At 37.6% G+C, this 13,329-nt stretch carries 9 protein-coding genes and 1 rRNA gene; 5 read left to right on the top strand and 5 right to left on the bottom strand.

The window, feature by feature from the left end; all coding sequences use genetic code 11:
- Nucleotides 1-23: 23 nt before the first annotated feature.
- The 3 genes from P3R27_RS12450 to P3R27_RS12460 are packed head-to-tail and all read right to left on the bottom strand — an operon-like array spanning nt 24 to nt 6,684.
- Nucleotides 24-1,892 (bottom strand): SpaH/EbpB family LPXTG-anchored major pilin, encoded by a 1,869-nt coding sequence (locus P3R27_RS12450; protein WP_034690016.1) that lies wholly within the window; start codon nt 1,890-1,892, stop codon nt 24-26.
- Complete coding sequence (locus P3R27_RS12455) at nt 1,889-3,241, bottom strand: isopeptide-forming domain-containing fimbrial protein (RefSeq protein WP_034690018.1); 1,353 nt, start codon at nt 3,239-3,241, stop codon at nt 1,889-1,891. The genes P3R27_RS12450 and P3R27_RS12455 overlap by 4 nt, the downstream gene beginning before the upstream one ends.
- Complete coding sequence (locus P3R27_RS12460; protein ID WP_034690020.1) at nt 3,238-6,684, bottom strand: SpaA isopeptide-forming pilin-related protein; 3,447 nt, start codon at nt 6,682-6,684, stop codon at nt 3,238-3,240. Before P3R27_RS12460 ends, P3R27_RS12455 begins: the two co-directional genes overlap by 4 nt.
- Before the next feature lie 352 nt (nt 6,685-7,036).
- Between P3R27_RS12460 and P3R27_RS12465 the strand changes: the two genes are divergently transcribed.
- Nucleotides 7,037-8,533: a helix-turn-helix domain-containing protein gene (locus P3R27_RS12465; protein WP_034690022.1), complete on the top strand. Its 1,497-nt coding sequence runs from the start codon at nt 7,037-7,039 to the stop codon at nt 8,531-8,533.
- Nucleotides 8,534-8,586: 53 nt separating this feature from the next.
- On the opposite strand, the gene efp is transcribed toward P3R27_RS12465, so the two are convergent.
- Nucleotides 8,587-9,147, bottom strand: a complete 561-nt coding sequence (gene efp, locus P3R27_RS12470; protein WP_034690907.1) for an elongation factor P — start codon at nt 9,145-9,147, stop codon at nt 8,587-8,589.
- Nucleotides 9,148-9,523: 376 nt separating this feature from the next.
- Between efp and P3R27_RS12475 the strand changes: the two genes are divergently transcribed.
- From P3R27_RS12475 to P3R27_RS12490, 4 genes are all read left to right on the top strand, one after another.
- Complete coding sequence (locus P3R27_RS12475) at nt 9,524-10,441, top strand: PLP-dependent cysteine synthase family protein (protein ID WP_034690906.1); 918 nt, start codon at nt 9,524-9,526, stop codon at nt 10,439-10,441.
- Nucleotides 10,442-10,489: 48 nt separating this feature from the next.
- Nucleotides 10,490-11,638: a cystathionine gamma-synthase gene (locus P3R27_RS12480; protein WP_034690905.1), complete on the top strand. Its 1,149-nt coding sequence runs from the start codon at nt 10,490-10,492 to the stop codon at nt 11,636-11,638.
- Nucleotides 11,639-11,789: 151 nt separating this feature from the next.
- Entirely contained in the window at nt 11,790-12,248 is a 459-nt protein-coding gene (locus tag P3R27_RS12485; RefSeq protein ID WP_010736339.1) for an S-ribosylhomocysteine lyase, read from the top strand.
- Nucleotides 12,249-12,545: 297 nt separating this feature from the next.
- Entirely contained in the window at nt 12,546-13,016 is a 471-nt protein-coding gene (locus tag P3R27_RS12490; protein ID WP_034690903.1) for a glutathione peroxidase, read from the top strand.
- A gap of 224 nt (nt 13,017-13,240) precedes the next feature.
- Here the strand turns inward: P3R27_RS12490 and rrf are convergent.
- A 5S ribosomal RNA gene (gene rrf, locus P3R27_RS12495) occupies nt 13,241-13,329 on the bottom strand; the annotation flags it as partial.

Raw genomic sequence — 13,329 nt, forward strand, 5'->3', positions numbered from 1 at the left:
GTCACTCGTTCTTCATTTTGAGACTATTTAACTTCTGGTCGTTTTAGCCAGTACGCACCCACGATTGTCAGTAAAACCACACCTAAGAAAATGTACAATGAAATGCCTTTGCCACCAGTTGCTGGTAATGTCCCTTTGTGTTTGTTTGGTACTTTCTCTGGTGCAACCAATTCACCTACAACAGCATAAGATTGTTGATCGACCTTGAACGCCATTCGTTCAGTTAGTTTCACATAATTGTTTGGTGCTTTTGTTTCTTCTAAATAATACGTTCCATAAGACAAGCCTGTGATATCCACTAATCCATCACTTGTTGTCGTGAAAATCGTTGCTTCTTCCTGTGATGTAGTCCACGTCACTGCTTTTGTTACTGGATCAATGATCAAATATTTCGCTGTTGCTTCATCTTGATCACGTACCACAAACGAAGCGTCTGCTAATGGTTTGATATCAGCTACTGCTCCATCTACTTTAATGAAACGTTTCCCACCTGTCAGTACCTCCACAGTTGGTGGTGTTTGATCGGTCGTATGTCCAGTATCAACATTTGCTTCGTTGTTATAACCTTGGGTTGGCTCTGCTAACTGATTCAAATGCATATAATAAACAAAACGCAACGTACCACCTGGAGTCAATGAAGGAATATAAGTTGGTTCAATCGTTACTGTGAAGCCGTTTGTTTGTTCAGTTACGTGGTAATTCGTTGAATCAATGATCGTTTCACCATCGTAAAGTGCATATCCTGTTTCTCCCGTTGATTGGTTCATGAACGTTAAAGCTGGATCATGTGTATCAATCAATTTGAAGGTGGTATATTTATTATTGGATCCTTCTTTATCCGCAATACCAAGAGGAATATTGACGCTGATCTCATAATTGACTGGTTCCCCGATTGCTACGTCTTGCCCATCTAATTGCGGAGTTTCTTTTTCTACTTTCGTCGTATCATTTTTCACCGTAAGTTCAACTGGCGTTTGACTACCAGCAACAATTGTGAATGGGGTCTTCGTTTGCTCAGTGATCATCGCTGCATTTTCAGGTGCTTTTACTTCTTCTAACACATATTCGCCAACTTCTAACCCAGTAATAAGCATGTGGCCTTTCTCTGCTTCTTTTTCAGCAACGTCCTCTTCACCGATTTCATAGCTTTTGCCAGTCCCAAAGTGTTTTGCTTTAGATTTATCAGTTGTCCATGTATACATTCCTTGTGCTACACCATGCAAATATTTGGCAACACCTGCATCTTCTTTCACAATGACAAATTCCGCACCGTTTAGTGCTTCACCTTCTGCTGAACCTACTTTTTTGACCTTCAGCGTTCCTTCATTTTCCACGACATTTTTAGGATATAAATGAACTACGTCTAGTTCTTCTGTCCCATATTGATATGAACCGTCGGATTGTTTGATCAGTTCATATACTGGAAATGCCACAACCATATTTGCAGCAGCTGTTACTCCTGATTTTGTTTCTTCTTCAATCACATAGACTGCATCTTTTCCAGCTTGTTTTTTTGGCAACGCTAAAGAAAGATCCCCCTGAGCGTCTGTTGTACCAGAAAGAAGAGCTGTGCCAGAAGTCTGTGATTGGACGATCGCTTTTGCTTCTTCAATCGTCGCGCCATTTTTTCTTTCTTCAGCAAAGGATTCGGTGACATCATACACATGGAATGTCACATCTGCCAACCCTTGATAGTTGTTGAATTCAGTCATTTCTTTCCCTGTATTTTGGATCTCTTGTTGTGGGAAATCTAACATTTTCTTTTTGTGAATCACCAATTGTGCATCCGTTCCTTCAGCAAACACTTGTGGATTAGGAAGTAATGCCACCAATGTAAGTAGTGATGAAATAAGACATAGTAATACTTTTTTGAAATTTTTTCTATTCTTCATTCTTCTTTACTCCTGTTCTTTTGATAAATAATGAAACTACCTATGATCGATATGCCACCAATCATACCAACACTTATTTTTTCGTCAGTTGTTTTTGGAAAAAGAAAACTCGTTTCTTGTTTCTGATTAGTGATTTTCAAAGGTTCACTAGGTTGTCCATTGATGGCATATGACATACTTTTTACGACAAACGAGACAGCATAAGGGTTTCTTTTATACCCTTTTGGTGCTTTGATTTCTTCAAGTAAATATTCTCCGTCTGCTAAGCCATTGATGGAAAAGAAGCCATTTCGATCAGAAGTCAGCGTTATTGCATCTCTTGCTCGTTTTTTCCAGCAATATTTTCCATCTTTCAAATGCAGGTATTCTTCCTGTTGGTTTTTGATCATAAACATTGCATCTTCTAGCACCTGTTGTTCCTTATCTGTTGTAACTTTTTGAAACCACTTCCCCCCTGTTCGAATGCGTGTACTTCGTGACAATGATGCTGTTCCGATGTTTAATGTCGCTTGATTAATGATCGATTGATCAGCAATTGCATCTTGTAGTAAACGCATCTGATAGTTGATCCTCACTGTTTTACCTGCCAGATCTTGCAAGTCTTGACCGTTAAACGCAATGCTGAATCCTTGACTATGGCTATGAAACGTCAGATTTTCCAAGCGTTTTTCTTCGCTGTGGACTTTGAGTGATTCAGTTAGCAATTCCAACTCTTTCGTCGCACTGTCAGTGACTACACATGTTTCTTCAGTTGCTATCCCATTTGGAAACTGGATATCCAATTGATAGTAGATCTTTTCACCAATCGAATAAGTGTTTTTTTCCTCTACAAGCTTTTTTTCAAAGACGATCGCAGATGGCTCTTGGTTCATTTTAGGATAGAGATGGATTGCCTTTTGTGGGTGATCATATGAATCATAAAGAGGCAAAACCACGACTACATTTTGTGATCCTGCAAACGCATCTGCTATGTGAGTGGTTTCATTCACTAAATAAACGTTACCTATTTGATTCGTTGACTCACGTAGATCAAAGATTGCTACATCTTCTCCATCATTGTTCGACTTCACCAGTTTTTCCATTAGAAAAGAACCTGCTGAAGTACCTTGTTGCGCAATGATTTGTTGTGTTTCTTCGACAGTAAATCCTTTTTTACGTAATTGATAAAATAATTTTGTCACATCGTAAACCGCAAAACTTGCTTGATGGGATTCCGTTTGTTTATCTGATGAGGGCTGCGTAGTATGGACAATCAACTGGACCATCTCTTGTGTTTGGGCGATACACGTTTTGGCACCACCAACTAACAGAAAAGGCAACAACAGCAAGAACCAATAATACTTGGTCAACTTGAAATGCCTCCTCGTTTCATCCCCCTTGAATAAACGACAAATGAAACAATCGCAAGGATACTTAATAATAAGAAGCCAAGTCGGCCAGATCCTCCGGTTTCAGGCAGTGGGATCAATGCCTGATTGGTGATGACCAAATGGATTTGGTTGTTCGTATGATCATTTTGTAACTGGACTTCTGTTGGTTCACCATCTACAGTTACTTTTCTATCCGTTTGGATAACGATCTGTACGGGTTGCTCTAATCCCAGATAACCTTCCGGTGTTTTGATCTCCTCCAACGTATACTCACCCGGTTTTAGGTTCTCAAAAACAAATGTATCAGTTACTTTTTCGTCGTTTGGTAATTCAATCTGTCCATCTGGACCGGATAGTCGGAAGACTGCCCCTTTTAGCGCCTGTCCTGTATCCGTTTGCTTTAGAACTGTTAAATCAAAAGGTTTGATTTGATTCATATGCGTCAATGTCCAAACGGTATCTTCCTCTACATTTTCTCCGTCATATAGAATCGTACCGTAAGGGTCAACTTTAAATTCATAGTTTCCTGGAATCGTATCGTAGCCAAGCGGTCCTACTGTTTCTACTAAACGATATTCCCCCGCTTTTTGTATCACGAATTCTGCCAATCCTGATGATGCGGTGACTTCCTCCTTCAGTGTATGATAGATTCCTGTTTCGCCTTTTATTTGTAAAGCAAAAGTTGCTCCTGCCAGATTGATTTTTTGTTTGTCCTTTTCGGTATATTTTCTTATGGCTATCGGAAGATCTGCAAATGGATTCTCAATCGTCAATTGGATCACTTGATCAGTGACTGTAGCTTGTTGTTTGTCCACTGTTACTTCCCCATTGTCAGAAATGGCAATTTCCCACGTCTGCTTTTCCGATTTTTCATGTCCAGCAGGTGCACTGATTTCTGTCAATGTATAAGATTTCCCTTTTTCAAGGCGTGTGCCTTCTGGCAATGAATAGGTACCATCCTCATGGTCGATCAGCTGAATCTCCTGACCTCCAATCGTTAGTTGAAACACTGCTCCTTTTAAGAGATGGTCAGCTGACGAAGTTTTCTTGGTTATTTTTAAATCTAAAGGAACAAATTGTTTTTTATTTTTCCAAGTCGTTGCGTTGATTTTTTCTGATTGATATCCTGGTACATCCAACTCATTCACCGCTTCATAGTGAAATTCTTGCCCTTGATTGTTGTATTTTGGCAAGTTGAGGGTTTCACGAGACGCTTCACTGGACGCTAAAAGTTTGGTGATATTGGTTCGCTCCCAAACATTGGTGTTCTCCTCTTCCGGTTTACTTAATTCTACATAGCCACTTTCCCAACTAGATGTTTCAATGATTCCTGTTCGCTTGATTTCATAAATCACTTTCTCTGGTCGAGTCGTCGTATCTTGATCAAATTCTTCCCATTCCTTGAAAAAATCAAGAGATACACCTGGTGCTTTGGCTGACGGCACACCGAATTTAGCAAGAACATCTGGATTGCTCGTTGGTTGGAAGATTGTTTGCCCATTCATTTGATACCAAGTATCAGTCTCGAACTTTTCGCTTTCTGTTTGGAGTCTCACTTGATAGTGTAGTTGGATTTCCTGACCTTTTTTTAAATAGATTTTATCGACATTGATCGTTTGCCCATCAATAGAAAGAAGTGGCTCAATCGATAGAGGGGTTGTCCCTACACTTGTAACAGAAGCGCTGTCTGGTTGATAAACAAATGGATCAATGATTGGATCCGTTATTTTTCCGTCAACAACTGTTCCAGAAAGCTGCACAGCTTTTTTGGCTAGATAATCGGCGATATCCGCAGACTCATTTGCAGATTCATAATATGCCGTACCGTCTTCGCCAGTGGTAACCATCTTACGCATTCGCCGTTCCACTTCTTCCTTCGTGATTCCTTCTGTTTCATCTCCTTGCAACTGTATACCCAAGCCATGGATTTCGATACCTCGTTCTTTCAATGCCATTGCTTCACCGATTGTTGCTGTGAATGTTGAATTGATCCAATGCCCTTGTGAATCTTGGTCTCTAACAGGTACAAGATAAGGCGGGGAAATTTTTGAAGTATATTCGGGATGATCGACTTGATTGCTAAAAGTCGCGCCATAATAACTACCGTCCTCTTCAGTCACCACACTTGATACGTGATAGGAGCATGTCGGAACACCATCAGTCAAAAGAACGATCACCTTTTTGTGACCATTTTGTTCAGACAACATCTCGCCTGCCTGACGTAAACCATTTTGAGTAAACGTACCACCACTTGTTGAATCAGGTGTGGCTGCTTGGATTTCTTCCTTTACAGAATCAAATCCAGCAATCGGTATCATTCGATTGTCGTAGCCTTCACTAGAAAAACCAACATAACCTAAATTGATTTTTTCCGTTACACCACTTTCTGATAAGGTATCGACAAATCGATCAATCCCATTCTTCACTTCAATAATACGATTGTCCTCATTCATACTGCCAGACCAGTCAACAACCAGAACGACATCTAAAGGAGTGATATTTTTTTGGGTATTTCCTCGAACATTCAGATACAAGTCAAACAATCCAGGATTCGCTGTCTCTTTGGCAAATTTACGGATTGCGTAATCGGCTTCTTCTTTTTCCCCACCATATTCAATATAAGAATTGTTTTGATTGGTTGGGTCACCATCCCAATTCGTCAATCCATCCCATTGTGATTGACCATGACGATTCCCTTGATGATTTCGTACATTCTCGTCATTTTCCGGTTGCCACATCGCTTGCGGATAGGTTCCTTGCTCATCTGTGGTATATTCCGGTTCAATCGTAGCTAACCCTTTAGGTTTCAACTGTTCATTGAATAATTGTGGTTGTTCAAACGGACGATATTCGTTTTTAGCTACCGCTGAATCATCCGACACCTCACTGTTTTCAGAAGAAGTCGTGGTTTCAGACGTTGGTTCACTCGTTTGTGCAGTTTCCTGATTCTCGTTATCTATAGAAAATGAAAAGGAAGCTGGTTCAGATAAAAGTAACTGACCCGTTTTTTCTTCTATCTGAATATTGAGTTGAAATTCTTTGCTCGTACTCGGTAATTCAATGGACAATTCTTTTTCTTCAACGGCTTGAGAAAAATCACCTGCTAGCCATTTTCGTTGTTGTTCATCTGTGTATTCTTGATATTCTTGAGAAACATAAGAGGAAAGCAGATTCGTTTCAGGTGCATCTTTTGGATGTAACTGGAATAAAAATCGGTTTTCTTGTGTTTGCTCTTTTAATCGATACACGACCGTTAGCTGATGATCTATTTTCCTAATACTTACTTTGCCATATTCATTATTTAATACTTCAATGGTTGCTTCTTCATTAGCTGCCACAGTCTTTCCTTTTTGGAAATAGAAATAGGTGACGAAAAATAGAGAAAATAGACAGAAAACGATGAAATAATTTCGCTTCTTCATTTATGGATACCTCCTTAAAAAAACTTTAAAATTCAATTAGATAATATAAAAAAAAGAAAAAATTCACTAATCTTTCTAGTTCTTCTCTCTTTTGTTTCTAACTATTAAATTAAAGTTATTTTAAATGGTTTGATTTTTTATACAACAAATAATATAAATTAATAATTCGTTATTTAAAATCAATTTATTATTCTTTTCTCTCACAAAATAAACATATTGGAGGATAGTTTTGAGACAAATTTAAAAAAAATGTTTCTAAATCCTGTATAGTTTTTTTAGAAAATTGAGACAAGTATTTACAAGGCAAAATAAATAGGGTATTAATAATGAAAATATAAAAGAAGGTGAAGAATTGATTGAAAAAATTTTATTAGATGACCATGCACGAATGAAATTAAGTGTGTATGGAAAGGTGATGACCTTATGGCCAGGGGAATATAGTTTAGATCATGTACGAGAAAACTTAGATTTCTATTTTAGTGCGACTCGTTTCAAAAAAATCCTATATGCTATACAAGATGATTTAGAACAATTTACTGATATTAAACTGTTACATACTAAAAACAAGTTATCCATTCCTGAACAACTTGTTCAATATACCCAATATCAACATTACCTATCAACAGAAAGTGTTTCTTATAAATTATTGATCAGTCTTCTGACTGAACAAGATGAAGATCTTGCAGCTTTTTGCAATCGTCACTTTATCAGTCGCTCAACGTGTTTTAGACAAACAAAAAAATTGGCTGAATATTTGAAGGAATACAATATCAACTTGAATTTATCGAATCTTACCTTATCTGGTTCTGAAACACTGATTCGTATCATTTTTTTCAATTTCTTTTGGTTTGTTTCACTAGGAGAAAGTCTGGACAGCAATCCTTACAGCCAAGAAATTCGCGCATTGATTTATAAACACGAAGGTTCGCAACACAAGAATAAGTTTGATTTAGGAAAAAAACAAGCTAGTCTCCATTGTCTGATTTGTTTGCTTAGGATCGAAAATAATCATTTTACAGATATTTACAGTTTATCGAAAGATTCTTTTATTCCAAGTGAAACAAACATTGACTTTTTTTATGACTTCTTCAAAATTGCAAATCTTCGTTTAGATATCTTAGAGGTAAACTCTTTATTTTATTTGTTCTATTATTGGCCGTTTCTTACCTCTAATCAAGATATTCGTGTGCCGATCGTGCAACATTCCTATCAACAACCGAGTAATGAGATCAAAGCTATTTTAGATGAATTTCAGGAGCATTGCCATACATTTATTGGTACATTTCATTTTGAGAAAGAGCCAGCTTTGCTTTTGAATCTCTATCTATCTATTGGTAACTTTAGCATGTTTAAACAAAAAATTCCTTTGACCACATTATTTATCTCTTCCTATATTCAAGATAAATACCCACTCTTACGTATCTTGACAATCAAAATTGAAGGATTTTGGAAAAAAATCGCACAACGAAAAAACTATAAATGGTTGAAATCTTGCGTAAGTGAATTAGCCTATCTACAAGCCAGTTTACTTTATCCTTATTATTCAGAAATCGACGAAAACTATAAATTGAAAGTTGGGTTTGTCAACGTCTCTGAACATCTGATCTCCGCAGAAATCTTAAATTTAGGTAAGAAGATCCCCTTTGTAGATATTGAGCGACTCACACTTCCCATCATTGAAGAGTATGATTTTTTTATCTTTGGTTCCCCACTACTAATCCCTATTGGACTTGATCCTTCTAAGTATACAGTCCTTGATTTTTGTCATTATAGAGACTTTGAAACAAATCTGTATCAACGACTGTTAGAAGTTCATCATTTAAAGCTACAAACATTATTTGCTGATTAATGTAAAAAAAAGCTTTTAAGCATCCTGCTTAAAAGCTTTTTTACTGCACTCGATTATTTCGCACGTTTTACGTATGAACCTTCTGCTGTATTGATTTCTAATAATTCATCTGTTTCGATGAAATCAGGTACGTTGACTACTAAGCCTGTTTCCATTGTGGCAGGTTTACCAGAACCAGTCACTGTCGCACCTTTGATCGATGGTTGTGTTTCAACGACACGTAAGACAACTGTTGTTGGTAATTGGACACCAATCACTTCGCTACCGAAGAATTGGATTTTAACTTCCATGTTTTCTAAGATAAATTTCATTTCTTCAGATACAGTTTCTACAGGGATCTCATATTGTTCGTATGTTTCTAGATCCATAAAGAATGCTGTATCATCCATTGTGTATAAGTATTGAACTGGTTTTGTATCGATGTGTGCTTTTTCAAATTTTTCATCTGGTCTTAGTGTCGTATCGTAAGTAGCACCAGTACGAACATCTTTTAGCTTCATACGCATCACAGTATTTCCTTTACCAGGTTTGTGATGACTTGCATCAATTACTTTGATCAATTTTCCGTCTTGGACAAATGTCATTCCGGCTTTTAAATCGCTTGCTGAGATCATTATTTTTTGCTCCTTTTTCTCTTAATCATAATCATCCTTATTGTATCAGACAAACGCTGATAAGACTAGAAAATTATTGATTTTGAAATTTTACTCTTTGACTTTCTTGTTTATTCATGCTATTTTTAGTTAAATCATTATTGGAGGGATAAGCATGGCAATCAATTACTCAAAACAATTGAAGTATTGTTGTTATATGGTGTGTAAAAACAGCATACTGTTTGCCATGTCTATTAATTGCCCTTCATAGTTGAATGAAAGATTTCTTTCTGTAGTGAAAGTGTTTTCTTTCTTAGTCTTTTCAATTTACGATCTTACAAGGAGCTGATTAATTAGTCAGCTCCTTTTTTATTTTACTTTTTGGAGGTATGGATTCGTGATCATCTCATCAATTACTGAAGCAGTCGGGCATACGCCCATCTATCAATTTACTGCAAAAGATTTTCCTATGCCCAAAGATTCTGTGATCTATGCAAAACTGGAATACTTGAATCCCGGTGGCAGTATCAAAGATCGTTTAGGTTTGTACTTACTGTCCTCTGGGCTTGGAAGCGGAAAAATCGATCAAGAAACAACGATCATTGAGCCGACTGCCGGAAATACCGGCATTGGTTTAGGTCTGGCAGCTTTGAAATTCAATTTAAAAACAATTTTTGTCGTACCAGAAAAATTTAGTATCGAAAAACAAAAAATCATGCAGGCACTAGGCGCAAAAATCGTACACACCCCTACAGAAGAAGGAATCGTTGGTGCGATCGAAAAAAGTAAACAATTAGCTTCTGAGATTCCAAATAGTTATGTTCCCTTGCAGTTTGAAAACCCACACAATCCAGCTACTTATTACCAAACATTAGGGCCCGAATTGTTTCAAGAATTGAAAGGATCAATCAATAGCTTTGTTGCCGGTATTGGAAGTGGTGGTACGTTTGCTGGAACCGCAAAATTTCTAAAAGATCGTTTACCTGAAATTCGCTTGATTGGTGTTGAGCCAGAAGGATCGATTTTGAATGGTGGTCCTTCACATGGGCATGAAATTGAAGGCATCGGTGTTGAATTTGTCCCCCCTTTTCTTAGTGAGTTGACAATTGATCAATTTGAAACTATTTCTGATGCCGAAGGATTTGCTTACACACGTCAACTAGCAAGAGAACACGGATTATTAGTAGGCAGTTCGAGCGGGGCCGCTTTTGCCGCAGCATTAAAAGAAGCGCAACGTTTACCTAACGGACAGTCTATCCTGACCATATTTCCAGATACATCCGATCGTTACTTATCAAAAAATATTTATCTGTGAGCAATCATCCAAACAACAAACTCAATGAAGAAACTGGAGGAAACAATTATGCATATTCAAACAAAATTGATCCATGGTGGTATTAGTGAAGATCCAACAACAGGAGCAGTTAGCGTACCAATCTATCAAACATCGACTTACCGCCAAAATGCAGTTGGACAACCGAAAGAATATGAATATTCACGTTCAGGTAACCCAACACGTTTTGCTTTAGAAGAATTGATCGCAGACTTAGAAGGTGGGGTTCGTAGCTTTGCCTTTGCCTCAGGTCTAGCAGGAATCCATACAGTGTTTTCCTTATTCCAATCTGGGGATCACATTCTCTTAGGCGATGACATCTATGGCGGAACTTTCCGTTTATTTGATAATGTTCTTACAAAAAATGGATTAGAGTATACAATCGTCGATACAAGTAATCTTGCACAGATTGAAGAAGCGATTCAAGATAATACAAAAGCGTTATACCTAGAAACACCAAGTAACCCCCTATTGAAAATCACTGATTTGAAAGCAGGTGCAGCAATTGCAAAAAATCATGACTTGTTAACAATCGTGGATAATACATTTGCTACACCATACTTTCAAAAACCTTTAGAATTAGGCGCTGATATTGTTTTACACAGTGGCACAAAATATCTAGGCGGGCATAGTGATGTCGTTGCTGGATTAGTGACGACAAACAACCAAGAGTTGGCGGATCAAATCGGTTACTATCAAAATGCGATCGGTAGCGTATTAGGTCCACAAGATAGTTGGTTGATGCAACGCGGGATCAAAACTCTTAGTGTGCGTATGGAGGAACATCAAAAAAATGCCTATGCTGTAGCTGAATTATTAGCGAACCATCCTGAAGTTGAAGCAGTCTATTACCCTGGTCTAACAACTCATGATAATCATGAAATTGCGAAACAACAGATGTCAGGTTATAGCGGAATGGTTTCCTTTACCTTGAAAAATGACGCAGATGCCATTCCTTTTGTTGAAGCTTTGCAACTATTTATCCTCGCTGAAAGCCTAGGTGGTGTCGAAAGTTTAGTGGAAATTCCTTCTGTGATGACTCATGCCTCTGTACCTAAAGAAAAACGCGAAAAGGCTGGAATCAAAGACGGATTGATTCGTTTATCCGTAGGAATCGAGTACGCCCAAGATCTTTTAGATGATTTGAACCAAGCCTTTACTCAATTGAAAAATCACTGATCCATTTTATCTTTAAAGAATTGAAGAAAATCAATCAGTTTTCTACACCTGGCCTGCAATAAGTGTTAGAATTTAAATAAATCGACCCAATCTTTTTAGAGGATTTTTATTTCTCTAAAAAGAATCATCAGATAGTTAGGAGTAATTCAATATGAAAATGAATGTCGAAAGTTTTAATTTAGACCACCGTAAAGTAAAAGCCCCTTATGTTCGTGTAGCTGATCGTAAAAAAGGCGAACATGGCGATTTGATCATCAAATATGATGTCCGTTTCAAACAGCCAAACAAAGAACACATGGATATGGCAGGTTTGCATTCTTTAGAACATTTAACTGCCGAAAACATTCGTAATCATGCAGATTATATTGTAGACTGGTCACCAATGGGATGCCAAACAGGCTTTTATCTTACTGTCATCAACCATGAAAATTATGACGATATTTTAGATGTTTTAGAAAAAACGATGGAAGATGTGCTACAAGCGACAGAAGTTCCAGCAAGCAACGAAATCCAATGTGGATGGGCTGCAAACCATACGCTAGAAGGCGCACAAGCTTTAGCGCGTGAATTTTTAGCAAAACGAGATGAGTGGTCAGACGTCGGAGTCTAAGCAGACTATAAATTTATTTAAGCATAATAGAGATTAAGGAAAGTGACCTCCATCTCATAGTCATAAGCCGTAAAAGACAAAAGAACATGCCAAATCTTTGTCTTTTACGGCTTGTTTTGGTAAGTTATGAGAAAGACAGTTTGGCATGAACATTAGGAGAAAACTCAAATAAGAACTCTTAGTCTTCCGTTTTGGCTAATAATCGAAGGCATTGACTTTCGCTCATTATGTTTTAAGTTTAGGGGACTACATCAGCAAACCCTTTATTATACATCAACAAATAGGAGGAAAAAACAAATGGATATCTATGATTTTAACGTCACATTAGAGAATGGGACAACTTACTCATTGGACAAATACAAGGGCCATCCTATGATCATCGTTAATACTGCAACAAAATGTGGTTTGGCGCCACAATTTGAACAGTTGGAAGAGCTTTACCAGACGTATCAGGAAAAAGGATTAGTAGTATTAGGTTTCCCATCGAATCAATTCAAGCAAGAAGTAGCTTCTGCAAATGATGCTGCGGAAGCCTGCCGAACAACGTATGGGGTTACGTTTCCCATGCACCAACTAACAGTGATCAATGGTGCGGATGCTGATCCTCTATTTGATTATTTGAAAGAACAAGCACCAGGTACTTTGACACCTGCAATCAAATGGAATTTTACAAAATTCCTTATTGATAAAGACGGCCAAGTAATTGAACGTTTTGCGCCAAAAACTTCACCATTAAAAATGAAAGAAGCAATCGAAGCCATTCTTTAGTTAAGATGCAATAATTGGACAATCAACAGTTTAGATGATTGGTCAAATGAAACTCACTTCTATTTAGAGAAAAAGCTTAGATCTACTTTAATAAAGTACATGACCTTGAAAAAAATTCTTTTCAAGACCATGTATTTTTTTGGCTAGAATACTGACAATAATTTTTGCTATTTCAAAAATATAAACAAAAAAACAGCTGAACTTTCGTTCAACTGTTTTCATTTGCGTGGCGGCGTCCTACTCTCACAAGGGGCAACCCCTCACTACAATCGGCGCTAAGAAGCTTAACTTCTGTGTTCGGCATGGTTACAGG

This window comes from Enterococcus spodopteracolus (assembly GCF_030441955.1).
In the GTDB taxonomy this organism is placed as follows: Bacteria; Bacillota; Bacilli; order Lactobacillales; family Enterococcaceae; genus Enterococcus_B; species Enterococcus_B spodopteracolus.

What these genes read in the sequence shown, in the direction of transcription:
- P3R27_RS12450 (WP_034690016.1), bottom strand. Translation starts at nt 1,892, where the DNA reads ATGAAGAATAGAAAAAATTTCAAAAAAGTATTACTATGTCTTATTTCA.
- P3R27_RS12460 (WP_034690020.1), bottom strand. Translation starts at nt 6,684, where the DNA reads ATGAAGAAGCGAAATTATTTCATCGTTTTCTGTCTATTTTCTCTATTT.
- efp (WP_034690907.1), bottom strand. Translation starts at nt 9,147, where the DNA reads ATGATCTCAGCAAGCGATTTAAAAGCCGGAATGACATTTGTCCAAGAC.
- P3R27_RS12480 (WP_034690905.1), top strand. Translation starts at nt 10,490, where the DNA reads ATGCATATTCAAACAAAATTGATCCATGGTGGTATTAGTGAAGATCCA.
- P3R27_RS12485 (WP_010736339.1), top strand. Translation starts at nt 11,790, where the DNA reads ATGAAAATGAATGTCGAAAGTTTTAATTTAGACCACCGTAAAGTAAAA.
- P3R27_RS12490 (WP_034690903.1), top strand. Translation starts at nt 12,546, where the DNA reads ATGGATATCTATGATTTTAACGTCACATTAGAGAATGGGACAACTTAC.